Annotated in this window: 27 protein-coding genes and 1 pseudogene; 5 read left to right on the top strand and 23 right to left on the bottom strand. The window is 61.0% G+C overall.

Annotated elements, in window-relative coordinates; all coding sequences use genetic code 11:
* Positions 1-22: 22 nt before the first annotated feature.
* The 7 genes from AC1DZE_RS13420 to AC1DZE_RS13390 all read right to left on the bottom strand — a co-directional run bounded on the left by AC1DZE_RS13420 (position 23) and on the right by AC1DZE_RS13390 (position 7,734).
* Positions 23-1,813, bottom strand: coding sequence for an acyl-CoA dehydrogenase (locus AC1DZE_RS13420; protein ID WP_477700187.1), 1,791 nt, complete (start codon positions 1,811-1,813; stop codon positions 23-25).
* A 124-nt stretch (positions 1,814-1,937) separates the two neighbouring features.
* Positions 1,938-2,552 (bottom strand): hypothetical protein, encoded by a 615-nt coding sequence (locus AC1DZE_RS13415; protein WP_477671084.1) that lies wholly within the window; start codon positions 2,550-2,552, stop codon positions 1,938-1,940.
* 55 nt (positions 2,553-2,607) lie between these two features.
* Positions 2,608-3,540, bottom strand: coding sequence for an electron transfer flavoprotein subunit alpha/FixB family protein (locus tag AC1DZE_RS13410; RefSeq protein ID WP_477673100.1), 933 nt, complete (start codon positions 3,538-3,540; stop codon positions 2,608-2,610).
* Between the two features lie 13 nt (positions 3,541-3,553).
* Complete coding sequence (locus AC1DZE_RS13405; protein ID WP_477700186.1) at positions 3,554-4,303, bottom strand: electron transfer flavoprotein subunit beta/FixA family protein; 750 nt, start codon at positions 4,301-4,303, stop codon at positions 3,554-3,556.
* 326 nt (positions 4,304-4,629) lie between these two features.
* A complete protein-coding gene (locus AC1DZE_RS13400; protein ID WP_477671086.1) occupies positions 4,630-5,988 on the bottom strand; it encodes a mechanosensitive ion channel family protein in 1,359 nt (452 codons plus the stop codon).
* Positions 5,967-6,773, bottom strand: a complete 807-nt coding sequence (locus tag AC1DZE_RS13395; RefSeq protein ID WP_477700185.1) for an enoyl-CoA hydratase — start codon at positions 6,771-6,773, stop codon at positions 5,967-5,969. The genes AC1DZE_RS13400 and AC1DZE_RS13395 overlap by 22 nt, the downstream gene beginning before the upstream one ends.
* A gap of 7 nt (positions 6,774-6,780) precedes the next feature.
* The gene (locus AC1DZE_RS13390; protein ID WP_477671088.1) at positions 6,781-7,734 is read right to left on the bottom strand and encodes a histone deacetylase family protein; all 954 of its coding nucleotides are present in this window, start codon (positions 7,732-7,734) and stop codon (positions 6,781-6,783) included.
* Between the two features lie 41 nt (positions 7,735-7,775).
* On the opposite strand from AC1DZE_RS13390, the gene AC1DZE_RS13385 reads away from it, so the two are divergent.
* The 4 genes from AC1DZE_RS13385 to mltB all read left to right on the top strand — a co-directional run bounded on the left by AC1DZE_RS13385 (position 7,776) and on the right by mltB (position 13,072).
* Positions 7,776-8,696: an AAA family ATPase gene (locus tag AC1DZE_RS13385; RefSeq protein ID WP_477646801.1), complete on the top strand. Its 921-nt coding sequence runs from the start codon at positions 7,776-7,778 to the stop codon at positions 8,694-8,696.
* Between the two features lie 5 nt (positions 8,697-8,701).
* Positions 8,702-9,799, top strand: a complete 1,098-nt coding sequence (locus AC1DZE_RS13380) for a DUF58 domain-containing protein (protein ID WP_477700184.1) — start codon at positions 8,702-8,704, stop codon at positions 9,797-9,799.
* A 127-nt stretch (positions 9,800-9,926) separates the two neighbouring features.
* Entirely contained in the window at positions 9,927-11,942 is a 2,016-nt protein-coding gene (locus tag AC1DZE_RS13375) for a transglutaminase TgpA family protein (protein WP_477700183.1), read from the top strand.
* A 50-nt stretch (positions 11,943-11,992) separates the two neighbouring features.
* Complete coding sequence (mltB, locus tag AC1DZE_RS13370) at positions 11,993-13,072, top strand: lytic murein transglycosylase B (RefSeq protein ID WP_477700182.1); 1,080 nt, start codon at positions 11,993-11,995, stop codon at positions 13,070-13,072.
* Positions 13,073-13,115: 43 nt separating this feature from the next.
* On the opposite strand, the gene AC1DZE_RS13365 is transcribed toward mltB, so the two are convergent.
* From AC1DZE_RS13365 to AC1DZE_RS13295, 15 genes and pseudogenes are all read right to left on the bottom strand, one after another.
* Positions 13,116-13,514, bottom strand: coding sequence for a hypothetical protein (locus AC1DZE_RS13365; RefSeq protein ID WP_477671092.1), 399 nt, complete (start codon positions 13,512-13,514; stop codon positions 13,116-13,118).
* A gap of 23 nt (positions 13,515-13,537) precedes the next feature.
* Positions 13,538-13,969 carry a TIGR02594 family protein gene (locus AC1DZE_RS13360; RefSeq protein ID WP_477671093.1) on the bottom strand — a complete coding sequence of 144 codons (432 nt, stop codon included), beginning with the start codon at positions 13,967-13,969 and terminating at the stop codon, positions 13,538-13,540.
* Between the two features lie 16 nt (positions 13,970-13,985).
* On the bottom strand, positions 13,986-14,528 hold the full coding sequence (locus AC1DZE_RS13355; protein WP_477671094.1) for a cysteine hydrolase family protein: 543 nt from the start codon (positions 14,526-14,528) through the stop codon (positions 13,986-13,988).
* 328 nt (positions 14,529-14,856) lie between these two features.
* Positions 14,857-15,267 carry a hypothetical protein gene (locus AC1DZE_RS13350; RefSeq protein ID WP_477671095.1) on the bottom strand — a complete coding sequence of 137 codons (411 nt, stop codon included), beginning with the start codon at positions 15,265-15,267 and terminating at the stop codon, positions 14,857-14,859.
* A gap of 45 nt (positions 15,268-15,312) precedes the next feature.
* Entirely contained in the window at positions 15,313-15,717 is a 405-nt protein-coding gene (locus AC1DZE_RS13345) for a hypothetical protein (RefSeq protein WP_477700181.1), read from the bottom strand.
* 214 nt (positions 15,718-15,931) lie between these two features.
* Positions 15,932-16,294: a hypothetical protein gene (locus AC1DZE_RS13340; protein ID WP_477700180.1), complete on the bottom strand. Its 363-nt coding sequence runs from the start codon at positions 16,292-16,294 to the stop codon at positions 15,932-15,934.
* Between the two features lie 71 nt (positions 16,295-16,365).
* A complete protein-coding gene (locus AC1DZE_RS13335; protein ID WP_477674687.1) occupies positions 16,366-16,614 on the bottom strand; it encodes a hypothetical protein in 249 nt (82 codons plus the stop codon).
* A 23-nt stretch (positions 16,615-16,637) separates the two neighbouring features.
* Positions 16,638-17,426, bottom strand: a complete 789-nt coding sequence (locus AC1DZE_RS13330; RefSeq protein ID WP_477700179.1) for a hypothetical protein — start codon at positions 17,424-17,426, stop codon at positions 16,638-16,640.
* A gap of 162 nt (positions 17,427-17,588) precedes the next feature.
* Positions 17,589-18,080: a GNAT family N-acetyltransferase gene (locus tag AC1DZE_RS13325; protein ID WP_477674169.1), complete on the bottom strand. Its 492-nt coding sequence runs from the start codon at positions 18,078-18,080 to the stop codon at positions 17,589-17,591.
* A 61-nt stretch (positions 18,081-18,141) separates the two neighbouring features.
* On the bottom strand, positions 18,142-18,600 hold the full coding sequence (locus AC1DZE_RS13320) for an SRPBCC domain-containing protein (protein WP_477700178.1): 459 nt from the start codon (positions 18,598-18,600) through the stop codon (positions 18,142-18,144).
* A gap of 483 nt (positions 18,601-19,083) precedes the next feature.
* Positions 19,084-19,833 (bottom strand): class I SAM-dependent methyltransferase, encoded by a 750-nt coding sequence (locus tag AC1DZE_RS13315; RefSeq protein ID WP_477674170.1) that lies wholly within the window; start codon positions 19,831-19,833, stop codon positions 19,084-19,086.
* A gap of 70 nt (positions 19,834-19,903) precedes the next feature.
* Positions 19,904-20,731 (bottom strand): transglutaminase family protein, encoded by an 828-nt coding sequence (locus tag AC1DZE_RS13310; RefSeq protein ID WP_477700177.1) that lies wholly within the window; start codon positions 20,729-20,731, stop codon positions 19,904-19,906.
* 58 nt (positions 20,732-20,789) lie between these two features.
* Entirely contained in the window at positions 20,790-21,752 is a 963-nt protein-coding gene (locus AC1DZE_RS13305) for an alpha-E domain-containing protein (RefSeq protein ID WP_457278908.1), read from the bottom strand.
* 2 nt (positions 21,753-21,754) lie between these two features.
* Positions 21,755-23,248 carry a circularly permuted type 2 ATP-grasp protein gene (locus tag AC1DZE_RS13300; RefSeq protein WP_477671100.1) on the bottom strand — a complete coding sequence of 498 codons (1,494 nt, stop codon included), beginning with the start codon at positions 23,246-23,248 and terminating at the stop codon, positions 21,755-21,757.
* Positions 23,249-23,338: 90 nt separating this feature from the next.
* Positions 23,339-25,030: pseudogene (locus AC1DZE_RS13295) on the bottom strand (DNA internalization-related competence protein ComEC/Rec2); the annotation flags it as partial.
* A gap of 28 nt (positions 25,031-25,058) precedes the next feature.
* Between AC1DZE_RS13295 and AC1DZE_RS13290 the strand changes: the two are divergent.
* The gene (locus AC1DZE_RS13290; RefSeq protein ID WP_477672996.1) at positions 25,059-25,487 is read left to right on the top strand and encodes a recombinase family protein; all 429 of its coding nucleotides are present in this window, start codon (positions 25,059-25,061) and stop codon (positions 25,485-25,487) included.
* A 21-nt stretch (positions 25,488-25,508) separates the two neighbouring features.
* Here AC1DZE_RS13290 and AC1DZE_RS13285 read toward each other — a convergent pair whose 3' ends face one another.
* Positions 25,509-25,757, bottom strand: a complete 249-nt coding sequence (locus AC1DZE_RS13285; RefSeq protein ID WP_477672997.1) for a hypothetical protein — start codon at positions 25,755-25,757, stop codon at positions 25,509-25,511.
* Between the last annotated feature and the right edge of the window lie 124 nt (positions 25,758-25,881).

The raw sequence follows: 25,881 nt of genomic DNA, 5'->3' as shown, positions 1-25,881 counted from the left end.
ATAAATAGCAGCGTGTACAAGATCAGAACGCATCCAGCGCCAGCGCCGTCACGCTGTCTGCACCGTCGACAATGCTGTCGCGCACGCCGGGCACCTTGGTCAGCAGGTGGTCAGCATAAAAACGCGCGGTGGTGATCTTGGCCTGCATGAAGGCAACATCAACGCCCTGCGCGATTTGCTCTTGCGCCACCAGCAGCGAACGCGCCATCTGCCAGCCGGCCACCACGTTGCCCGCGAGCATGAGGTAAGGCACGCTGCCGGCAAACACGGCGTTGGGACTGGCTTTGGTGTTGCCGGCCACGAAATCCACCACATCGATGAATGCCAGGCGCGCGGCCTTCAGGCGCTTGGCCACGGCCAGCGCGTCGGCGCTGCCCTGCCTGAGCAATTCGCTTTCGGTTTTTTCGATCTGCGCTGCAATCGCCTTGGCCGTCTGGCCGCCGTCGCGGGAGGTCTTGCGGCCAATCAGGTCGTTGGCCTGGATGGCGGTTGTGCCTTCATAGATCGTCAGAATCTTGGCGTCGCGGTAGTACTGGGCCGCGCCGGTTTCTTCAATAAAGCCCATGCCGCCGTGCACCTGCACACCCAGCGAAGTCACTTCCAGGCTCATCTCGGTGCTGTAGCCCTTGACCAGCGGCACCATGAATTCGTAAAACGCCTGGTTCTGTTTGCGCACGTCCGCATCGGGGTGGTGATGCGTTGCGTCGTACGCCGCAGCAGCGACAGAAGCCATGGCGCGACAGCCTTCGATGTAGGCGCGCATGGTCATCAGCATGCGCTTGACGTCCGGGTGATGGATGATGGGCGCGCTGGCCTTGATGGAACCGTCAACCGGTCGGCTTTGCACGCGGTCTTTGGAAAATTCCACAGCTTTCTGGTAGGCGCGTTCGGCAATCGCGATGCCTTGCATGCCGACCGCGTAGCGCGCCGAGTTCATCATGATGAACATGTACTCAAGGCCGCGGTTTTCTTCACCGACGATGTAGCCCACGGCGCCGCCAAGGTCGCCGTACTGCAGCACGGCAGTGGGCGATGCTTTGATGCCCATCTTGTGCTCGATGCTCACGCAATGCACGTCGTTGCGCGCGCCCAGGGCGCCGTCTTTGCCGACCATGAACTTGGGCACGACAAAGAGGCTGATGCCCTTGACACCCTCGGGTGCGCCGGTGACGCGCGCCAGCACCAGGTGCACGATGTTCTCGGCCATGTCGTGCTCACCATAGGTGATGAAGATCTTGGTACCGAACACCTTGTACGTGCCGTCGGGCTGCGGCTCGGCTCGGCTGCGCACCATGGCGAGGTCCGAACCAGCTTGCGGCTCGGTCAGGTTCATGGTGCCAGTCCATTGGCCGCTCACCAGCTTTTCAAGATAGACCGCCTTGAGGTCGTCGGAGCCGGCCGTGAGCAGGGCTTCAATGGCGCCGTCGCTGAGCAGCGGGCACAGCGCAAAACTCATGTTGGCGGAGTTGAGCATTTCACCGCAGGCCGCACCTATGGTTTTGGGCAAACCCTGGCCGCCAAAATCAGCCGGGTGCTGCAGGCCTTGCCAGCCGCCTTCGACGTATTGGCGGAAGGCCTCCTTGAAGCCTGGCGTGGTGGTGACTTCGCCGGATTGAAAGCTCGACGGATTGATGTCACCGTCACGGTTGAGCGGAGCCAGCACGCCCTCGTTGAACTTGGCGCATTCCTCGAGCACCGCTTGCGCGGTGTCGAAGCCGGCTTCTTCAAAGCCGGGGATTTGCGCGATCTGTTCGATGTTGGCCAGATGTTTGATGTCAAACAGCATGTCCTTGAGGGGGGCTTTGTATGTCATGTTTTGTCTCCGAAAATTAACTTATTGCGCGGCGAAGGCCATTAAAAGCTGTGCCACAGTGGTCTGCTGGTTTGGCCTGTGCCAGGCGTAGCCGGGGCCGCTTGCCACACGGCCTCTCGCGAATCTAGGGCGAGAAATCACGAACTGGAGGTTCCACCAGTTTTTCGGATTTCCGCACGACATAACCGTTGTCCATCAAGGCATTGAGCCAGCCCGCCGCCATCAAGTCCACATGACCCGAGTCCGGGGCCGAAGCGTAAAACGCATCCTGAAACTCCAGCATGGGCACGAGCTTCTTGCTGTACAGCGTCACGCGGTAGCGGGTAGAACCCCTGCGGGCTTCATGGCCCTGGGAGGTAACGGTAGAGCCCATCGGAACAAACAGCAGCGTGTTGTAACCCTGGCCGGACCATTCGCCCAGCACGCCCCTGATATTGGAACGCTGACCGAACGTACCCGCGTACTTTGCGGGAACACCGTTGAGCTGCATGAACTCTGCGGCATGCCCAACACTTTGGTTCATCAAGCGGTTGTCGAGTACACCCGAGAGCCTGTAGCCTTTGACCAGATCCGGGTTCTGGTTGGCCCACTCGGGGGTCACAAAAATCAGGGCCAAAGACGTCACAGGCTCCTTGATTTCCGACTTGACGCTGACCTGTTCGACTTTGCGGTCAAGCCCCGCGCACGCAGTGAGGAGCAAGCCCGTCAGCATCAAGGCGATGCATGCGCCTCGCCTCATGCCGGATTGGCCGGGTTGCTGCCTGGCTTTCATGTCGCGCTGGCCTGAAACCGCATTACAGTGCGGCAACCAGCTCGGGCACAGCCGTGAACAAGTCAGCTTCCAGGCCGTAATCCGCCACGCTGAAGATCGGCGCTTCCGGGTCCTTGTTGATCGCCACGATGACCTTGCTGTCTTTCATGCCGGCCAGGTGTTGGATCGCACCGGAAATACCGGCGGCGATGTAGAGCTGGGGCGCGACAATCTTGCCGGTCTGGCCCACTTGCCAGTCATTGGGGGCGTAGCCCGCGTCAACCGCTGCGCGCGATGCGCCGAGAGCTGCACCCAGCTTGTCGGCCAGCGGCGTAAGCACTTCGTTGAATTTCTCGCTGGAGCCCATCGCGCGGCCACCGGAGACGATGATCTTGGCAGCCGTCAGCTCGGGGCGGTCGCTCTTGGCGATCTCGGAGCCCAGGAAGGTCGACTTGCCGCTGTCGGCAACGCCCGCGGGCGTTTCGATCGCAGCGGAGCCACCAGTGGCGGCAGCAGCGTCAAAGCCGGTGGTGCGCACGGTGATGACTTTGGTCGCGTCCAGGCTTTGCACGATGGCAATCGCATTGCCGGCGTAGATGGGGCGCTCGAAGGTGTCGGCGGCATCGACCTTGGTGATGTCGGAGATCTGCCCGACGTCCAGCGTCGCGGCCACGCGGGGGGCAATGTTCTTGCCCGAGGCGGTGGCGGGGAACAGGATGTGCGAATAGGCGGAAGCGATGGCGACGACTTGCGCGGCCATGTTCTCGGCCAGGCCGTGGGCGAAATGCTCGCCTTCAACGTGGATGACTTTGGCCACGCCTGCAATGGCGGCAGCGGCTTTGGCGGCGGCTTCGGCACCCTTCCCGGCCACCAGCACATGCACGTCGCCGCCGCACTGGGCAGCAGCCGTGACGGTGTTCAGCGTCGCTGGCTTGATGGAGTTGTTGTCGTGTTCTGCGATTACAAGTGCGGTCATTTCAATCAACTCCTTAGATGACTTTGGCTTCGTTCTTGAGCTTGTCGACCAGGGCGGCCACGTCGGCCACCTTGATGCCTGCGCTGCGCTTGGGCGGCTCGCTGACCTTCAGGGTCTTGATGCGTGGCTTGACGTCAACGCCAAGCTCTTCGGGCTTGATGTTGTCGAGCTGCTTCTTCTTGGCCTTCATGATGTTGGGCAAGGTGACGTAGCGCGGCTCGTTCAGGCGCAGGTCGGTCGTGATGATGGCCGGCAGCGTGAGCGAGAGGGTTTCCAGGCCGCCGTCAACTTCGCGCGTGACCTTGGCCTTGCCGTCTGCAACTTCAACCTTGGAGGCAAAGGTGGCCTGGGGCCAGCCCAGCAGCGCAGCCAGCATCTGGCCGGTCTGGTTGCAGTCGTCGTCAATCGCCTGTTTGCCGAGGATGACGAGCTGGGGTTGTTCTTTTTCGACCAGCGCCTTGAGCAGCTTGGCCACAGCCAGCGGCTGCAGTTCTTCGGCGGTTTCGACCAGGATGGCGCGGTCGGCGCCGATGGCCATGGCGGTGCGCAGGGTTTCCTGGCACTGCAGCACGCCGCAGCTGACGGCGATGACTTCGGTCACGACGCCCTTTTCCTTCAGGCGGGTCGCTTCTTCAACGGCGATCTCGTCAAACGGGTTCATGCTCATCTTGACGTTGGCGATGTCGACACCAGTGCCATCGGATTTGACGCGGACTTTGACGTTGTAGTCCACAACGCGTTTGACGGGAACCAAGACCTTCATGAGAGGACTCCAGAGTTGATGGATTGAGTACTGATTGAAATCGAAATGAAATCGGGACTGAATTGACGTTAACGTAAACGTAAGCTCTGCATTCTATGCTGCGGCGCCCCTGATGCGGGCTGCGGAACTGGTTGCCAGAGGGTATCAAGGGGAACCAGGCAGAAAAAGAACGATCGTTCTATTTTTCATTATAGAGGGCCGGACACACGGAATTAGAGCATCCTGCCCAACCCTTGGCCTGCAGGTGTCTTTCAGGCGTCAACTGCCGATGCGGCGACAGGTGACGGAACAGGGAAAAGACGCGCTGCAGGCCGTTTGTGGGCTGCTCAGGAAGGCTTGGCACCGGTAGCGCCCTTCTCGCCCTCCGCGCTTTTTGCATTCTCCGAAATGCTCACGCGGGTATGCACCACACGCTGCGGGTACGGAATTTCGATGCCGTGCGAACGCAGCGACTCCAGGACGGCGAGGTTGACACGCGAGCGCAGGTTCTGCTGGCCGTTTTCGGGATCAACCATCCAGTAGTTGAGCGTGAACTCGAGCCCGTCGACGCCAAAGTGGGTCAGATTGACGCTGGGGCCAGGGTCGCGCAGCACACGGTCCTGCTTGAGCGCGGCTTCACTGAGCAGGCCCATCACCAGCTCGACGTCGCTGTCATAGCTCACCGACACCACGGTGGACTGCAGCACCTGCGTATCGCTGAGCGAGAGGTTTTCAACACGGCTGCTGATGAACATCTCGTTGGGCACGATGGATTCGCGCCCGGACGGTGCACGCACCACGGTGTAGCGCGCATTGATATCGGTAATGCGCCCTTCAAAGGTGTCCACCCGCACGTTGTCACCGATGCGCACACTGCGCTCGGCCAGCATGACAAAGCCGCTCACGTAGTTGGCCGCCAGCTTCTGCAGGCCAAAGCCCACACCCACGCCTACCGCGCCGCCCAGCACCGACAACGCCCTGAGGTCAATGCCCACCGACGACAGCGCCAGCATCAGGCCGACAAACATCAGCATGGCACGCACCGCATTGCTGACAGCCTTGCGCAGGGAGAGCTCGTTGCCGGTGGCCGAACGCAGCAGGCGCGCCTCGATGGCCGAAGATATCCACAAGGTGATCAGCAGCACCACACCGGCTGTCACCGCGCCTTCAAGCATGGTGCGCACCGACAACGTCGAGTTGCCGACCTTCCACTTGATGTCGTCGAGCTCGTCAAGTATCACAGGCAAGAAGCCGCTGACCCACAGCACCATGGCGATCCAGGCCAGCCAGGAGATGGTGCGCTCCAGGGCCCGCACCAGCGGTGCGTCCTTGAAGGCCACCTGCAGCACCTTGACCCCCAGGCGGATCACCGCCAGCGACAGCAGCACGGGAATGGCTACCTTGAATACCGCCAACGGAAAGGTCCTCGCCAAAAGGACCTGCACCGCATTGGCAAAGAAAAGCAGCAGCAGCGGAAACAGCACGCCGTCAATCACGCGCCGCCCGAAAAGGATGGAAGTCCCATCGACCGCCATACGTGCGCGGCCCGCCATGCGCACCACCAGCCAGGCCAGCAACGCGCAGGAAATCAGCGCGGCCAGCTCCGTGAGGGCGGTAGGCTGGGCCAGTGCCGCAAACCAGTCATCCAGCGCATCAATGCGGACGGGAGGAGCAGAACGGGTCGTCAGGGCGCCGGCGCTGGCCATTGGGGTTTCCTTTTTTCGATGAAGGCCTGCACACCTTCCTGTGCCGTGGCATGGGCCATGTTGCAGGCCATGGACTGGCCCGCCAATTGGTAGGCGGCCTCGATGCCGGTTTCACGTTGCTGGTAAAAAAGCTCCTTGCCCATGGCGAGTGCTTCGCGCGGTTTGGACAGGAGCGACTGCAAGAGTTTTTCGACTTCGGCGCCCAGCGAATCCAGCGGCACGACACGGTTGACCAGCCCGCGCACGCGCGCTTCGTCGGCCGTGATGAAGTCTCCCGTCATCAGCATTTCCATGGCCTGCTTGGCGGGCATGTTGCGCACCAGCGGCACGCTGGGCGTGGCGCAAAAGAGGCCCACATCGATGCCATTCACGCCAAAAGTCGCATTGCTGGAGGCCACCGCCAGATCACATTGGGCCACCAGCTGGCACCCGGCCGCGGTGGCCAGGCCCTGCACCTGCGCAATCACCGGTACCGGCAGCCTCTGGATGCTGAGCATCACGCGCGTGCACTGCGCAAAAAGCTTCTGATAATAAGCCAGCTCGGGCCGGGCGCGCATGTCTTTCAGGTTATGGCCGGCGCAAAACGCCTTGCCTTGCGCGGAAATGACCACCGCACGTGCTGCAGGGTCGACCGCTATCGCATTCAGCGCAGCCTGTAGCGCCCCAAGGACATCTTCATTGAGCGTGTTGAAGGCGGCCGCCCGGTTCAGCACCAGGCGGTGGACACCGCGCGCGTCATGCGTGTGAAGCACGGGAGCCGAAAGCTCAGCAGATACGGCACTCATGAATGCCCTACAAATCGGCCAGGACGCGAATATGCGCTTCCACGCTGCGCGCCAGCGCATTCAGGTTGTAGCCACCTTCAAGCGACGAGACGATACGGCCTTGCGAATGGCGCCTGGCGACGTCCTTCAGGCGCTGGGTGATCCAGGCGTAGTCCTGCTCGACCAGTCCCATCTGGCCCAGGTCGTCGTCGCGGTGCGCATCAAAACCGGCGCTGATGAAAATCATCTCGGGCTTGAATTCTTCCAGACGCGGAATCCACGCCGCTTCTATCAACTCACGCACCGCCATGCCCTTGGTATAGGCCGGCACGGGCAGATTGAGCATGTTGCCAGCGTGGTTTTCGGTGCCGGTATAAGGGTAAAACGGGTGCTGGAAAAAGCTGACCATCAGAACACGGTCGTCGCCGCTGAGGATGTCCTCGGTGCCGTTGCCGTGGTGCACGTCGAAGTCGACAATCGCCACGCGCTTGAGGCCGTGGCGCTCCAGCGCATATTTGGCAGCAACGGCGATGCTGTTGAAAACGCAAAATCCCATGGACCGGTTGTGGCAGGCGTGGTGGCCCGGCGGGCGCACCGCGCAAAACGCGTTCTCAAGCTCGCCGGACATCACTGCGTCGGTGGCCGCCAGCACGGCGCCGGTCGCACGCAAGGCGGCGTTCCAGGTGTGCGCATTGAGCGCGGTATCGGGGTCAATCTGCGCATAGGCCGGCCCGCCGGCCCTGATGTCATCGACCAGGCTGTCGCTCAGGCCGCGGATCGCCGCCACCATCATGCGGTCGTGCGCCAACTCAATGTCGCCCAGCGCTGCCAGGGGGGCCTCGCGCGCGTCCAGGGCGTCCTTGACGCCGGTCGCCAGCAACCAGTCGTCAATGGCGTCGAGCCGCTCCGGACATTCCGGGTGGCCGGGGCCCATCTCATGCTTGCGGCAATCTGCGTGCGTGAAATAACCAGTCGCGTTCATGGGGGAAATAATTTGTAAAAAATTACGGTATGGTTGGCACCATGAAAGTCACAGAAAAACTCCAGGCACTTCTTGATCAGCTTAACACGGTCATCGTCGGAAAACCGGCGCAGGTACAGGACTGCGTGGCCTGCCTGCTGGCCGGCGGCCACCTGCTGATTGAAGACGTTCCGGGCGTCGGAAAAACCACGCTGGCCCATGCGCTGTCACGCTCATTCGGGCTGCAGTTTTCGCGGGTGCAGTTCACTGCCGACCTGATGCCCAGCGATTTGTCGGGTGTGTCGATTTACGAACGCCAGAAAGAAAGTTTTGTGTTTCACCCCGGGCCGGTTTTCGCGCAGGTCCTGCTGGCCGATGAAATCAACCGGGCCAGCCCGAAAACCCAAAGCGCCCTGCTCGAAGCCATGGAGGAAAAGCAGGTCACGGTCGAGGGCGAAACCCGGCCCCTGCCCCTGCCGTTTTTTGTGATCGCCACGCAGAATCCGCACGACCAGCTCGGCACCTACGCCCTGCCCGAGTCCCAGCTGGATCGCTTTCACATGCGGATTTCGCTAGGCTACCCTGACCGCGCCGCCGAACGCGAATTGCTGCGCGGCGCCGACCGCCGCGACATGGTCGAAAAGCTGCCAGCCCTGCTGGCACCGCACGACCTGCTGGAGCTGCAGCAGATGGTGGCGCAGGTTCACGCGTCGGAGCCGCTGCTGAACTACCTGCAGGACCTGGTCACGGCGACCCGTTCAGGCCGCTGGTTTCTGCAAGGCCTCAGCCCCCGCGCGGGCATTGCCATCATGCGGGCCGCCAAAGCACAGGCCTTCCTGAGCAAGCGGGACTACGTAGCGCCGGACGACATTGCTGCCGTGCTGCCGCAAACCGCCGCACACCGGCTCATTCCCGTCAGCGACGCCGGGCGCGGCCCTGTGGAGCAGGTGCGCGCCATGCTCGACGCCGTGCCCCTTCCCTGAAGAAGATGGACGCCCCCCGAAGCGCCTCCGGCGCCTCCCCCCCCGGGGGGCGCCACCAGTGGCCCGGCAAAGCCGGTTCCACGGCGGCCCGCGAATGGAATCCTTTTGCCTTCATTCGCAGACGCTTCCAGAAGTGGTGGCAAAGCAAGCTGCCGTTCACCGACAGCGTGTCGTTGACCCAGCGCAACGTGTACATCCTGCCCACGCGCCCGGGCCTGATGCTGGGCGTGACGCTGCTGGTGCTGCTGGTGGCGTCCATCAACTACCAGCTCAACCTGGGCTACCTGCTGACGTTCCTGCTGGCCGGCAGCGCGCTGGTCGGCATGCACGTCTGCCACGGCACGCTGCGCGGTCTTGCTATGAATTTAGTAGCGCCTCCCGCTCACTATGCGGGCGCTACCGCCGCATTTGATGTAAAACTCATGAACGCCAGGCGTACCGCACGTCACGGCATCGGTCTCAGCGTGCTGGATCCGCATGATGTCGACGCCAAGAAGGACGCGAAAAAATCCGAGCAACACTGGGTGTGGACCGACGTGCCCGCGCAGGGCAGCAGCGTGGTGCAGGTGGCCTTCACGCCGCCGCGGCGCGGCTTGCACCGGCTGCCAACGCTGACCGCTGAAACCCGTTATCCGCTGGGCACCTTCCGTGTCTGGACGGTGTGGCGGCCGGCTGCCCAGATACTGGTCTATCCGCAGCCCGAAGCCCACCCGCCACCGCTGCCGCCGGGCGAGCCCCGCTCCGGCGGCGCAGCGGCGGCCTCACGGGCGCAGAGCACGGGTGAATTCGACGGCGTACGCGGTTACCGCCGCGGCGACCCCATGAAACTGATCGTCTGGAAAAAAGCAGCGAAGGCCGATGAACAGGGCAACGGCCTGGTCGTGCGCGACACACAGCAAGCCCAGCGGCATGAGCTCTGGCTGGACTTCATGAATGCGGGCTCCGGGGGTATCGAACAAAAGCTTTCGCGGCTGTGTGCCTGGGTGTTGATGGCTGACAAACTTGCGCTGGACTATGGCTTGAGGTTGCCTTCGCTGGAGATCAAGCCTGCCAGTGGGGAGGCGCATAAACGGCTTTGCCTGGAGGCGCTGGCGGTATGTTGATGGTTTCTGGGTTTGTCCGACTGGGGTGCCATTTGCTTAGGACTGCTAGCCGGGCAACCCCTGGCCAGCAATCGCAGCAAAGCCCGCGGCAATCGAGACAGCGCGAAGGCGGTCAGCAGGAGCAACAATGCTGACCCGCCTCAAAACCCTTCCCCGCGACGCCCGCGACACCCTGTTCCTGTTGCTGGTCATCGCCTGGGTGCTGCTACCGCAGGTGGGCAACCTGCCGCTGTGGTGCAGCGCACTGGCCAGTACCGTGCTGGTGTGGCGCGGCTGGCTGGCCGTGCAGGCACGGCCGCTGCCGGGCAAGTGGTGGCTGCTGGCCCTGCTGGCCCTGACCATTGGCGCCACGCTGACGACGCACCGAACCCTGCTCGGCCGCGATGCGGGTGTTACTCTTCTGGTGGTGTTGCTGACGCTCAAGACCCTGGAGCTGCGGGCCCGGCGCGACGCCTTTGTGGTGTTCTTTCTCGGCTTCTTCTGCATGCTGAGCAATTTCTTTTATTCGCAGTCGCTGCTTACCGCCTTCAGCATGCTGCTGGGGCTGATGGGGCTGCTGACCGTGCTGGTCAATGCCCACATGCCGGTGGGCAAACCGCCGCTGCTGCAAGCCGCCAAAACAGCTGGATGGATGGCCCTGTTGGGCGCGCCCATCATGCTGGTGCTGTTTTTGCTATTTCCGCGCCTGGCGCCTTTGTGGGGAGTACCGAGCGACGCCATGACCGGCCGCAGCGGCCTGAGCCCCAGCATGCAGGTGGGCACTATCGCCACCCTGGCACTGGACGACAGCGTGGCCATGCGCATCCGGTTTGAGGGCGGCAAGCCACCACCCCAGCGAGAGCTGTACTTCAGGGGGCCTGTGCTTTCAAACTTCGATGGGCGCAACTGGCAGCCGCTGCGCGCGTTCCTGCCATCGCGTTATGCCCTGCCTGCTAACCTCGAAGTGGCTGGTGCGCCTGTCAACTATGAAGTGACTCTTGCCCCCAATAATCAACCATGGATTTTCGTGATGGAGGCGGCCCCGCAGAGCCCCGACTTACCCGGATACCGCAATACCATGGAGGCCGATCTCCAGTGGTTCACCAACCGGCCTGTCACCGATCTGGTGCGCTACAAGGCCCAGAGCTATCCGATCTTCAAGCATGGGCCGCGCCAGCAGGTGATCGGCCTGCAGGAATTTGTAGCGCTGCCGGCCGGCTTTAATCCCCGCACGCTGGCGCTCGCAGCCGAGATTCGCCGCGACCCGCGTTATGCGGCGGCAAATACCCGCACGCTGGTGCAAGTTGCGCTGGAACGGCTGCGCACCGGGGGCTACGTTTACACGCTGGAGCCCGGTGTGTACGGGCAACACACCGCCGACGAATTCTGGTTTGACCGCAAGGAAGGTTTTTGCGAACACATCGCCTCGGCCTTTGTCATCCTGATGCGCGCCCTCGACATTCCGGCGCGCATCGTCACCGGCTACCAGGGCGGCGAGCTCAACAGCGTCGACGGCTACTGGATGGTGCGGCAAAGCGACGCGCATGCCTGGGCCGAAGTCTGGCAGGCAGGTGAAGGCTGGGTGCGCGTAGACCCGACCTCAGCAGTGGCGCCGGGACGCACAGGGGCGTTCCAGCGCCTGGCCGCACCGCAAGGCGTGGTGGCACAAGCCCTGGGCAACTTCAGCCCGACCCTGACGGCGCAGCTGCGCGCCACCTGGGAGGCCGTGAACAACGGCTGGAACCAGTGGGTGCTGAACTACACCCAGGGCAAACAGCTCAATCTGCTGAAAGACATCGGCTTTGAGTCCCCCAGCTGGGAAGACTTGAGCTATGTGCTGATCGGCATCGTGGTGCTGGCCGCCCTGGCTGGCGCGGCCTGGACGCTGTGGGACCGTGCGCAGCACGACCCCTGGCTGCGCCTGCTGGCCCGCACACGCAAGCGGCTGGAAAAGGCCGGCGTTCACAGCACGCCCGCCACCTCGCCCCGCCAGCTGGCGCTGGAGGTGCTGGGCCGCTACGGCAAGCAAGGCCAGGCACTGCATGACTGGTTGATGCGCCTGGAGCACCTGCGCTACGCCGCCGTACCGGCAAGCGGCGGTAAAGCGGCGCTGCAGCTTCATGCGCTCCGGCAGGAGTTCGACCGGCTCGCCTGGCCCGCTTAAAATCGGTCCAGCCCTCTCCGCTCACCCCTCGTCATTCGATCACCCCCTTCATGCGCCTTCAACGTTTCGGATTTGCTCTCTTTTTGATAGCTGCTTGCGCAGGATCAGCCTGGTCTGGCGAGGGAAATAACATCAAGAAACGCGTGGCCGCCAAATCGGCCCCGGCGCAAGGGCCGCTGTATTCCACCCGCCCCGAAGCCATGCAGTTTGCCGACGACATGGCCGCACGCCGCGACCTGGACCCCGACTGGGTGCGCGATGCGATCGGCCAGTCGCGTTACAACGCCACCGTGGTGCGGCTGATGCAGCCGCCAGCCAAGACCTTTGTCAAAAACTGGCGCGTCTACCGCAGCCGCTTCATCGACCCGGTGCGCATCGAGGCCGGTAAACGGTTCTGGCAGGAAAACCAGCAGACACTGGAGCGTGCCGAAAAGGAATACGGCGTACCCGCCGAAATCATCGTCGGCATCATCGGCGTGGAAACCATCTACGGCCGCGACACCGGCAGCTTTCGCGTGATGGATGCCCTGACCACGCTGGCCTTCGACTTCCCGGCGAACCACCCGCGCGCCAAAGAACGCAGCGAATTCTTCAAGGGCGAAATCGAGCAATTCCTGACCCTGCAACACCGGCTTGAGGCCAGTCCCTTCGACGCACGCGGCAGCTTCGCGGGCGCCATGGGTATGCCGCAGTTCATGCCTTCCAGCCGGGTCAAATATGCGGTGGACTTCGACGGCGATGGCAGCATCGATCTGTCTGGCAGCCCGGCCGACGTGATCGGCTCGGTCGCAAGTTACTTCAAGGCCTTCAACTGGCAGCCGGGCATGCCCACACATTACCCCGTGAGCTTCGACAAAAGCCGGCTCGACATGGACGCCCTGATGGCGCCGGACATCCTGCCCACATTCAGCATCGAGAGCTTCACGGCCAAGGGTGCGGTCCTGGAAGGACCTGCGCTCCAACACACCGGGCCGCTGGCGCTGGTGGAGCTGCTTAACGGCCAGGACGCGCCCCAATACGTCGCCGGCACCGAAAACTTCTACGCCATCACCCGCTACAACTGGAGCAGCTATTACGCGATGGCGGTGATTGAGCTGGGGCGGGAAGTGGCTGCGCGGGTCAGACAGTGAGGCAGAGGTGGTTGCCGGCGTGGATCCGAATGCAACTCCCTGGTTAAGTTCCGGCGACCGGTACGCGCAGCCAATAGCACTCGCCGACACCTGAGATTTCACGAACAGCGAAACCCTTTCTTTCGAGGACCCGGCGCAGCTTGAGATTCGGCGTGGCGCAATGAACCGCATGGACCCGCCACTCCACGAAAGCGAGGCCCTCGCGCTTTGCAAAGCGGCTTGCAAGGGCAGCCAGACTGGGCAAAGCACCCTCGCCTCCGCCATCAATATGCGCCAGCTCCATCAACAGCGTATCGCCCTGCACCTTGAATTTCCCAAGCATGTTGGCGCTGCCGGCCTTGAACACGAGCGGCTCATCGCGAAGCACCATGGCCTGAAGTTCATCGGTCGGCAGGTCCAGCACCTCATCGACCGTATACCCCTCGAGCAGAACTTGTGGCATAGCGTGTTCCTGCGGGTCCGGCATCAGCCTGTATTCTGCGAAGGCCAGCGATAGCTCAACACCGCCGCCAACGGATAAAAATGCTCGCGCACCTCGTCAAGCTGGTTGCCGCCCCACAAATACACATACTCCGCATCCACCCGGAGAACGAAGCCGACGTGGCCCTTCCAGCCGCCGGGATCTTCCCGCGACAGCACGGCGATGCAGCCGGGCACAGGCGCGCTGAGCGGCTCGCCCCAGTCCAGCCATGAACGCGCCAATGCCGACCCCGTCCCAGGGATGCCGACCTGGGCCAGAGCCCAATTGACAAATGAAGAACACCACGACGCCTTGTCGTCATAACCGCGGATGTTGGTGTGGGCGTGGTACTCGGTCACCCGGGGGTTACTCTGGCCCATGGGAAACGTGCGCACGCCGGCTTCGGCGAAGGCGATGGGCATCCAGGGTGTGTGCATAGAAATCAAAGCTGGCTCAGACCATAACCTTGATCTCGCCCGCAAGCTGCGGAGTGACCCTCGGCCCAAAGCTCTCAATATTTGCCAGGGTCGCCGTATGGTGGGCCGAAATCTGTGCCGCAGTGAGGATTCCGTTGTCCACGGTGGAGTGGCCATCCGAAACCAGCGTGACCGGATAGCCGAGAGCCAGGGCGCGCCGGGTCGTTGTGTCTACGCAAAAGTCGCTTTGCATGCCGCAGATGATCAATTTCTTGACGCCACGCTCCTGCAGCAGGGTCTGCAGCTCCGTGTTGTGGAACGAATCCGTCGCCTTCTTCCGCAGGCGGATATCGGTTGGCTGGGTGTCCAGGCCATCCGCGAGTTTCCAGCCCTCAGTTCCATACTCCAGCGGATCATTCGGCGCCTCGTGCTGGATCAGGATAACGGGAGCACCCGCGGCGCGGGCCTTGGCAGACACCTGGTTGATGCTGTCAATGACGCGCCGGCTTTCAAAGGCCCCGCCCTCACCGGAGCAAAGAGCCGTCTGAACGTCGATGATAAGGAGGGCAGTTGTCGTCATGAAGTAAGGTCTGATGTTGATGTGTTGGCGGAAAGGGGAAGTTCAGCCTGCCGCAATTTGCAGGCTCGATCAGTGCCTGGTTTGCATCACCGGAGCCACGCTGTTGCATCGCCTCCTGCCACAGCCTGGCGAGTTCCCCCGGGCGATCGGGATGGGTCTCGTACACGGCCGGTCCATGGGGGGTTTGATTCTGGGTAACGCATTTTCAGCCTGACGTTGAAATCAATCGGCAGCCAACAAGCATGCAAAGCAGGCTGGCCGAACATCCGTGCCGACCGAACTGGCAAATTGCGTCATGCGCCGCTCCAACCCCAATTACCCACCGCAGTCAGCCCTCACGTGAAGCTCGATCTTCGTCGGGTTCACTGCAGACAAACCTGACACCCGTGACGCCGCGAATGCTGGGGACAGCAATCAATGTAATCGGTGTCGCTAGCGTGGTCTCCTGGATTCCTGCCCAGGCACCGTTCTCCCAGATGGAAATTGCTTCCAGTTGATCAAGCTCCGCGTTGTAGCTGGCCGAGCCAATCACATCGCTCCCCTCGATGCGCACCGTAATGACCGGCTCCGTCATTGCATCCGTGACATCCGAGGTGTTCAAGACCGGGCACTGCCACGTCTCATCTTCCACCTCGCCCTCCATTCCGGCCTCCCAGGCCCACAACCAAATGGGATGGTTCTTGGCGTCCTGCAGCGAGATATCGTCCAGCGCCTTCGGCGCTCCAAATTCGAATTTCATGAATTTCGTTCTTGTGGGCAGGTGTTTGACATGAGTGGTTGAGCCTCAGACCGGTTGACTCCTGGAGGTGTACTTGAGGCGTGACGGATTCCAGAAGGCAAACTGGCTCCCGTTTCTTGCAATCTCCAGCGCGGGTGCTCCCCCTAAATCTTCCATGACTTCCGATACCTCGCTCTCGTCACCCAGATCGCCGAACTCGACGGCAAACGCTCTCTCGACCACGTCTTCGTAGTGTTTCATGGTGTTCTCCATTGCAACTTCTTCAGCGACCGGGCCCGCAATACGATGCGTGTGGATGTCCTGGTCTATTGCAAACGTTTTGATGCGCCAGGTCTCGTTTTCCGAGAACCACCACTGAACCGTGTCGAAGTGATCACCTTCAGCATCACGCTCAACGTTGCCGACATAGGAGCTTTGAACCGTGAGCTGGAAGACAAGCAGTTTGTTCATGATGGGGTCCAATATTCAATACAGACAGGTCACCGAGGGCGGCTGAAATGATCGACCGTTAAGAGAACGAGGGTTCGATCATACGGAATGCCCAGGAAGACCAGCAGCAGGCGGACCTTGCAGGCATTGCCAGAAGTTTCGCGATCGTAAAGGTGGAGCATATGCGCGTTGCGGCACTCAACATTGGCGTTATGCGGCCAGCGGCATTCTCAGCTCACATTTCCCAGTTGAACCTGCCGGTAACTGAGCGATTCGGCATCTTCAAGATGCCTTCGCTGCCACGGACTGAAAGCTCAAAATCCGGCGGCAGCTTGCTGTCCCCGGGATTCTTGTAGCGAACGAGCAGGATCTTTGCCTTTACGTCAAATGCCACGACTACCAGATGCGGCGGCCGAAGCATCGAACTCGAGCCCGCCCCAGGTGCGGCAAGTGACACACCAGCCAGAACTGGGCGCTCCTGTTGCCCTACTTCAAAGTCCAGAACATAGCCGGCGCTTTCGAACGACAAGGAGCCGGTGGCGAATGCGCCACCGCTTGCGGCGACAGCGAGCACGGCAACAGCAAGAGTGGGACGCATCGGTACTTAATGTTGGGCTTGAGCGGTGGGCCCAAGGCACATCCAGTTGAAGAAGGGGGTAAGCGGCGGCTTCACTTGCCACCCCAGCGCCAGCTCGGGGGCTCGCCTTTTAGCCAGCAGACGGCTACGAGCACAGCGCACACAAGCGCCGAATACATGACGAATAGAGCTTGACCGTGACCTGGAAGCAGGAACACGGCGCCAGCCAGAATCAGAAAGGCAAAGACCGCCATGACAGCCCAGCCTTGCCATGTGGTCGGAAGGCCCCAGCCCCAACCGTAGCGCTTTGCAGGGAACCAGTAAATTTTGTCGCCTGACACTTCTTGACCTCTCTTCCAGGAATTCAGATCCCTGCAACCGGTCTTCCCATGGCAGCTTTCCGGGCCTTGGTCTCAGACGGAAACCTCGGATTGTAGGAAAAGAACCGGGTCGAAGTTTTGAATGTGGTTGCCCACCCTACAAGCTCGCCACTGGAATCTGCATAAAGACGGATGGTTCCTTTGCCCAGCCCTTTGACTTTATTCAACGGATCGGCCAATCGGCTGTCGTCGTCACCGGTATAGGCTTCGTTCGAGTCGATGATGGAAACTTCGAACTGCCTGGTGTCTTCAACGACTGGTTTTCTGGGAGTAATTTGTTTCGGCTGGCCGTTGATTAAAAATACATGGCCTGTCGAGCCTGTTTTCTTTTTGTCTTCCACATTCAGCATGGCGTGTGCCAGGACGTCTCCAGGCCTCAGATCCTCGACTTTTGTGATGCGTGTAAAACCGCCCTCTTTTTCGATGGAGAGGACGAAATCTTCCGCGGTGTGTTTTTTCCTGTTGGGCGTCCACTCCAGAAACGACATCTTCGATTGCGTCGAGTATTTGGCACGCTCAAAAACAGCCAGCAGGAAGCCGGAGCAATCAGCCCTCATCGCATACTTGTTCGAGAAAATATCTCCGGGGAAGCTGATAGACCGTTCCCTGAGCGTGTATTGATTGTCTTCTGGCTTGATGTTTTCAACCAGCTCACGGGCAACAGCCAGGTGCCTGGGAACTTCCGCGGAATCGGTTTGTGCCTTCGCCTGGGAACACCAAAGCAACGCGGCAGCGGCGGAAAAGAGGAACAGTTTTTTCAAATGCATTCTCATACCTACACTCCTGCACGCTTCTATTTTTTTAAAACACCTCACTGGAAATGCTACGAGAAAGCCTCGCAATCAGGCGTTTGAGCGGACGGCCTGCGAGGCGGATGATGACTTGAAGAGCCTTGCGGGTCAAGCCGCTGATGGAATGCCCGCTTGATAGAAAGATCAGGCCGCATCTGCAAGCCGTGACTGCATGAGTTCGAGCGCCAGGTATTTGGTCCCAGGAACAGGATTGAAGGTGACGGGCGCCGCCGGCAGAAATCCTAGCGTTTCATAGACATGCTGTGCGGCAGAAAACTCAGGCAAGACATCGAGGCAGATGCGGGAGTAGCCCGCGGCCCGCGCTTCATCGAGGATGCGCTCGATGAGCCGGCGGCCAAGGCTTTCGCCTCTCGCATCCGGCCGCACGTAGACGCGCTTCATTTCGCAGGTGGTTCCGTCAACGCGGCGAAGCGCGGCACAGCCAACGACAGTTGCACCCTTCCATGCGAGAAGCAGGCGGCCTTCGGGCGCGGCGTACTTTCCGGGTAACGCAGCGAATTCCGCTTCGTAATTCTGGAAGGCCAGGCTCACGCTGGGGCTGGCGACGTACTCCCGAAGGATGGAGACGACATGCTCAAGGTCATCGGGGAAGGTTGCGGGCTTGATATCGGTCATCGCGAAAGCGTACCGCATCTCGCGCCGAAGCACACGCTTCCAGGCAATTCCCGATGGGAGTTCAGGTGTCGCGGGTTCGGTGTATCAACTCAGCCTTGTCTTTCACCAGATTTGCCGGGCGCCCCGTTTCAAGAAAAACCTTCAGGTCGCACAAGACAATGCTGAACCCTTCGGTGGCGTTAACCACCTGCTCCATGGCGCCCTCGCCCTGAAAGCCCCGGACTTCAACACTGAAAACGGTGAAATCTTTCTGTTCGGCGAGAAAATTCATATCGACGTCCAGCCCGCCTTCCAGCCAGGAGAACGCAATGCGGCGCGGCGCATCGAATGCAGTGACGCGCACACGCTCAGTGGCGCCGGGAACCATAAATTGCCACTCAACTTGAGCACCTTGAGCGAGCGGACCGGCGGTACTTTTCAGCCAGAACTTTGTGATGAGATCAGGTTGGACAAACGCGCTGAAAACCTCCGCTGCGGGGCGTCGAATGGGCATCTTCRCCCCGGCAACCAACTCAGCCATGGGAGCCTCCTTCAATGACTACGCGAGGTGCGCGGATGAGCAGTCTACGCCGCACTTATGGCCGGGCGGTCTTCAATGCTTAACGAAATGTATGCAGCCACATCTGCGGCATAAGCTGGCGTTTGCAATCTACTGTCACGACCAGATAAGGCACCCAGCAGCCACTCGACTTTGACCACCATGAGATTCGATCGCGCTGGCCAATTCCTGTCAGCCTGCTGGACGCGCGCCCCATCTGAATCGCTATCAATTCAATAGCTGCTTGCGCCTGTCTCTACTGGGCTGAGTTCACTTTTGATGCTTGAAAAAAACTTAAAGAGGCTTTTGGAGCACCTGGAAGTTGTTTCGGGCGCTCACAAGCAGCCTGAAGGCATTCGGGCAATTTCGGGGCCATTTTTATCCATGAAATGGGATTCCAGGCCAATAGGGACGAGCGCAACCAGCTATCAAAAAAGGAGCATTACTGCACCACGCCACGCACCATCAAGGTTGGCCGAAAGCCCGGGCGGCCCAAGGCGGTATATGGTTACAGAAGGCATGGACACCTTCCGAGAAACTGCCAAAGCCAACCCCATGGTTCTGCGCAAGAAGCGCCAGGCTCTGTGATGAGAAAAGGCTGATATGCCCATTGCGCGGCGAGGCGTACCACCAGGTCAGCTGCTCGCCGGTCTTGATATGGCCGTCAGACAACAGCGTCGAGAACATGATCAAGCCATCCGGTGACATTAGCTTCTTGAGGTCAGACATCAATGCCCAAACGTCCGGAACATGTTCAAACACCTCATATGCGGTGATCAGGTCGAACTTACCCAGTGTCTCAACGCTGAGGTTTCTGTCCACAAAAGGGTCATATGACGTGGATTGCCAATGGGCTTCCCGCATCAACCTGGCCAGGCCGCCATTGCCGCCACCATAGTCGAGGTGCCTCAGGTTGGGGGCCAGATCGCCAAATCTTTCACGCAGGAGGGCTGCGTTTGCTTCTGCCCGGGCTTGTACGTAATGGGGATCGACAACAACGTACTGGTCGTTGTAGATTTTTTCCTCAAATTCTTGCAGACTCCACGCGCAAATCTCCGGCGCGAAACAAAAAGCACAGCTCTGGCAGACCGCATAGGCTACAGGCACGCCGGAAACACCCAAGGGGGCCGAGTTGCATGACTTGTTGAAGTCGACGGGATCAAGCAGTGTGCAATCGGCACTGCAGACCGGGCAAACCGTTTTGTCTGTCGTCATGGTTTTACGCTCATCGCGAGGCGGGAAAGTGGTCTCGCCGCCCTGAGCGGTTGGAGGAATCAGAAAGCTGTTAGTTTCCCACAACCGGCTCGATGGTGATCTCCACCGTCATCGACTCTTCCCCACCGCCCTGCCGCACACCCTTGATGGGTGGGCAGGCGTTGTAGTCCGTCCCCATGGCCAGGCGCACGTGGCGCTGGTCGATCAAGCAGCTGTGGGTGACGTCAATGCTGACCCAGCGTCGGGTGGCCACGTCGAGGCACACGTCACACCATGCGTGGCTGGCGAGGTCGGGCTCGTTGGCGGCGTAGAAGTAGCCGCTGACATAGCGCGCCGGGTAGCCCAGGCTGCGGCAGATGGCGACCATGACGTGGGCCTGGTCCTGGCAGACGCCTGCCCCGGACTTGAAGGCTTCCAGCGCCGTGGTCGTCACGCTGGTGCTGTTTTTCAGGTAGCTCACAGCGCCTGGCACGCCCTGGCTCAATGCCAGCAGGGCCGGCAAGCTTGCAGTGCCGTCAAGGCTTTGCGGGATAAAGCGGCGGCCAAATTCGGCAAGCTCCCAGTGCGGTTCGGCCAGGTGTGTGGCGCGCAGGAAGAAGTACGGATGCGGCAGGGTTTCCGGGTCGTTGAACTCCGCCACGCCAAAGGTTTCCACATCGCCGGCCGCGTTAACCAGGCTCCAGCGCACGTTGTCGGCATCCTTGCCCACAAAGGTGTAAGAGCTGATGGTGTTGCCAAAGGCGTCGCGCTGGGTAAAAAGTTTTTCGGGCGCGCCCAGGCTCCAGAAATGCACCGTCTGCGCCGGGCTGGACTGCGGCGTGAGCCACAGCGTCTGCAGCGCATAGCGCAGCGGCTCCGTGTACCGGTAGTCGGTGATGTGCCTGACGTGCAACTTCATCAAGGCCCCGTCATACAACAGTACCGACCCTTTGCGGCGGCAGAAGTTAGGCCGTCTTTCAAGTGGTGGCCGGCACCAAAAACTCGCGGCTGATGTGTGCGCCCAGCTCGTTCACGCGGTCCAGGAACTGCGTCAGGAAGGCGTGCAAGCCCGTTGCGAGGATTTCGTCGATGCGTGCGTATTGCAAATCAGCCCGCAATTTGCCGGCGCGGCGCTGGGTTTCGCTGCTGGTATCGCTGGTCACCATGGCAAGGTTGCTCATGACTTCGTTCAGGCAGGCCAGCAGGGAGCGCGGCATGTCGGCGCGCAGGATCAGCAGCTCGGCCACGCGCTCGGGTTTGATGACGTCGCGGTAGACCTTGCGGTAGACCTCAAAGCCCGAAACACTGCGCAGGATGGCGCTCCAGTGGTAGAAGTCGTATTCCTGATCCTTCTCGCCGGCCATGCCGAGGAAGTCGTTCTGCACGGCGTGGAACTTCACATCCACCAGCCGCGCGGTATTGTCGGCACGCTCAAGAAAGGTACCGAGCCGCAGGAAGTGAAAGGCTTCGTCCTGCAGCATGGTGCCCAGTGTCACGCCGCGCGACAGGTGCGAGCGGAACTTGACCCATTCAAAGAACTGGCCCGGGTCGCGCTCGAAGTCGCCGCTGCGCAGCATGCGGATGACCTCGAGGTAAGTCTGGTTCTGCGTTTCCCACACTTCGGTGGTCAGCGTGCCGCGCACGGCACGGGCGTTTTCACGGGCGTTCTGCAGACAGGAAATGATGCTGGACGAGTTTTTCTCATCACGCACCATGAAGTCCATCACGTCGCGCGGATTGATGGTGTCGCCGTACTTGGCGGCAAACGAAGGCTTGAGCTCACTGATGCTGAGCAGGCCCTGCCAGCCGGCCTGCACCAGTGCATCGGACTGCGGCAGCAAAGAGGTCTGGTAGTTCACATCCAGCATACGCGCTGTATTCTCGGCCCGCTCGGTGTAGCGCGACATCCAGAAGAGGTGGTCTGCAGTGCGTGACAACATGATTATTTTCCTCCCCGGGATTGCGACTGCGATTGGGACTGGTACTGCATGGACGAGCCGTCCTGCAATATCCAGGTGTCCTTGGTGCCGCCGCCCTGCGACGAATTGACCACCAGCGAGCCGTCTTTGAGCGCCACACGCGTGAGGCCGCCCGGCACCATCTGCACTTCTTTACCGCTCAGCACAAAAGGCCGCAAGTCGATATGGCGCGGCGCAATTCCGCTTTCCACATACGTGGGGCAGGTTGAAAGGCTGAGCGTGGGCTGCGCAATGTAGCCCGACGGATTGGCCAGCAAGGCCGCGCGGAACTCTTCAATCTCGGCCTTGGTGGCGGCCGGCCCCACCAGCATGCCGTAGCCGCCGGCGCCGTGCACTTCCTTGACAACCAGGTCTTTCAGGTTGGCCAGGGTGTACTGCAAATCCTCGTTATTGCGGCACATGTAGGTCGGCACGTTCTTGAGGATGGGCTTCTCGCCGAGGTAGAACTCAATCATCTTGGGCACGTAGGGGTAGATGGACTTGTCGTCTGCCACGCCGGTGCCGATGGCGTTGCACAGCGAGACATTGCCGCTGCGGTACACATTGAGGAGACCCGCGCAGCCCAGGGTGGAATTGGGGCGGAAGGCCAGCGGGTCCAGGAAGTCATCGTCCACGCGCCGGTAGATCACGTCGACGCGCTTGGGGCCGCGCGTGGTGCGCATGTAGACAAAGTTGTCCTTGACGAACAGGTCCTGCCCTTCAACCAGCTCGACGCCCATCTGCTGCGCAAGGAAGGCGTGCTCGAAGTAGGCCGAGTTGTACATGCCGGGCGTCAGCACAACCACCGTGGGCTCGGCCGTGGCCGGCGGCGCCATGCCGCGCAGGGTTTCAAGCAACAGATCGGGGTAATGGGCAACGGGTGCAACGCGGTTTTCGCTGAAGAGTTCAGGAAACAGCCGCATCATCATCTTGCGGTCTTCCAGCATGTAGCTCACGCCGCTGGGCACGCGCAGGTTGTCTTCGAGCACGTAGTATTCGCCGTTGCCCTGCGCGTCGGGTGCACGGACGATGTCGATGCCGCTGATGTGCGAATAGATATTGCCAGGCACATCAACGCCCATCATCTCGGGTCGGAACTGCGCATTCTGGAAGATCTGCTCGGACGGCACCACGCCAGCCTTGATGATTTCCTGGCCGTGGTACACGTCGTGGATGAAGCGGTTGAGCGCGGTGACGCGCTGTACCAGGCCTTTTTCCATGCTGGCCCATTCGTGGGCGGGAATGATGCGGGGAATCAGGTCAAAGGGAATCAGGCGTTCGGTGCCGGCGCCGTCTTCGTCCTTGGCACCATAAACCGCAAAAGTGATGCCGACCCGGCGGAAAATCATTTCAGCTTCGGCTCGGCGGGCCTGCATCACGTCGGCAGGCTGCCGGGCCAGCCACCGCTGGTAACCCTGGTAATGCTCACGGACGCTGGACTCCGTGGCGTTCATTTCGTCAAACATCGGTCGGCTCATTGGCTTGATCTCCAGCAAGTTATGCGCATGGCAATTGTTTTAACGTAGCTTAGCAAGTTATGCGCCAAGGCGGTGCGTCCGCCCGAATTTTTAACGCCCGGGCTCATGATGCCAGTAGCGTTTGCCCTGCTCCCGCTGGCACAAAATCTCGCCGGGGCGAAGGCTTTGCCAGGTAGCAGCCCCGCACTGCGGCGACTTCACCAGGCGTACGCCGCGCTCCTCATAACGCGCCACCACGGACTCCACCGGGTGGCCAAAACGGTTTCGGTAACCCGACTGCACCACCGCCCACTGCGGCCTGACGGCATCAAGAAACACCGCGCTGGACGATGTTTTGCTGCCATGGTGCGGTACCAGCAGAAAGTCGGCCTGGAGGCTGGCCGGAACGCTGGTCGCCAGCCGGAGTTCCTGCGGCGATTCGATGTCGCCGACCAGCAGGGCTGCGCGGCTGCCGCCAGGGGCGCTGCTGGATATGCGCAACACGCAGCTCATGGCGTTTGACTTGCTGGCAGCGTCGTAGTCGGCGGCCACGGGGTGCAGCACCTCAAATGCCACACCGTCCCATTCCCAGCGCTGGCCGGCCACGCAGCGGCTGGCTTTGCGCAGCGTTTGCAGCGGATGCGCGTCTTCAATCGAACTCACCAGGCTGGCTTCAGGCTGCATGGCCAGGACGGCCTGGGCCCCGCCGATGTGGTCGATATCGCGGTGGCTGATCATGAGCATGTCCAGCCGTTCGCCCAGCGCGCGCAGCAGCGGCACCAGCACCCGGTGCCCGGCATCGCTTTCGCGCGAAAAGCGCGGGCCGGCGTCATACAGCAGCGTGTGGCTTGCCGTGCGCACCAGCACGGAATTGCCCTGCCCGATGTCCGCGGCCAGCAGCTCGAACTGCCCCGGTGCCACGCGGGCCGGTTGCCACAACAGCACCGGCAGCAACAGGGGAAGGCCCAGCGCTCGAAAATGAAACGGCAGACGTGTGGCCAGCAGGCCGCCGCCCGCCACGCCGGCGGCAGCACACCACAGCGGCGCCGCCGCCACACTCACCGAGGCCAGCGGCCAGCTCGCCAGCCATTGCAAAAATATCGCCAGCCCGCCGACCGACCATGCCGCCAGCGACCAAACCGGCGCCCATGCCACACCCAGCATCGCCAGCGGCGTGATGACCAGAGTTACCACCGGAATGGCCACCGCATTGGCCAGCAGGCCGACCAGCGAGACCTGGTTGAACAGCAGCAGCGACAGGGGCGTGAGCGCCAGCGTGACGACCCATTGCTCCCGCATCGCACGCCCAACGCTGTCCAGCCATCTGGGCCGGCGCTGCCACCAGCGCCCATCCTCAGGTTGTTTTTTTGAGTCGAATTGGGCTACAGCCCTTTCCCCATGAGCGCGAGCAGCTCCTGAATCTGTAGCAAACAAAACACCCACTGCAACAAAAGACAACCAGAACCCGGCCTGCATCAACGCCCACGGGTCCAGCGCCACCACCACGGCCATGGCCAGCAACCAGGTCTGCAGCCAGGGCCACTGCCTGCCGCCTTGCCGCAGCAGGATCACGGTGGCCAGCATCCAGATGGTCCGCTGCGCGGGCACGCCCCAGCCGGAAAACAGTGCATACAGGGTGGCGAGCAGCAAGCCGCCCAAGGCACCTGCAGCGGCTGCCGGCAACACCAGGCACAACCGCGGAGTGAAACGCGCTGATCGCCGCCACAGCGCGCCGATCAGCAGTGAGGCAGCCCAGGCAAACATCGTTATATGAAGGCCTGAAATACTAATTAGGTAACTGACAAAACATAAATTATCATGTCAGGACACCATGGCCAATCTTGCAATTTCCTATGCCCGGTATAGCTCCACGATCCAGGGTGAAGGCGACAGCCTCCGCCGTCAAACGGAGCAAGCCGCGAAATATGCCCGCGAAAACAACCTAGAACTTGATCATTCACGGAGTTTTCGTGATCTTGGCGTCTCTGGGTACGACCAGAAGAACGTCACCAAAGGCGCACTTGGTCTGTTCCTGCAAGCCGTTGGCAACGGCCAAATCCCCATTGGCACGACGCTGATCATCGAGAGTTTTGACCGTCTTTCTCGTGCCTCCCCCCTGGACGCATTCGGAATCTTCCAGCAAATCGTCAATGCTGGCCTGAATATCGTCGTTCTCACGACGCCACCAGCGGAACCAGTACGAACTGGTAAGCCAATCCGGCCACGCAAACCCAAAGAGCCGCTGGGCGGCCACCGGTGAAAAACAAATTAAGGGCTTGGTTCACTTCAACACCTTGCGTTCAAGGGTCCGAATGCGGTTCTCGTGGTCTATATGGCTGTCCTTGGTGGCAAAGCTGGCTGAGCTTGCCCTTACCTCTGAACGCAGTTCGGCCACCTGAGCACTGATCGTCTGAAGCTGACTCGCCAGAACGGCTTTGTCAGATTTGTCGTTGAACACGTATGAGGAAGCAAACACTATTGCCCCCGTGATAAGGGAAACAAGAATGGTTTGTATGTGCTTCTCGATCATGGCTAACTTTCTGCGTGTATCGGCTATTTAGACCTTGTTGCACCGCAGCAGAGAAATTGGCCGAAAAACGCTATAGGTAGCGTTCAATCAAATAAAAACCACTACCAGTAGCGTTTCTGATATA

The organism is Polaromonas sp. P1_F1, assembly GCF_056405795.1.
The sequence above is the reverse complement of the archived record's forward strand: the minus strand, read 5'-3'. Positions and strand labels throughout refer to the sequence as shown.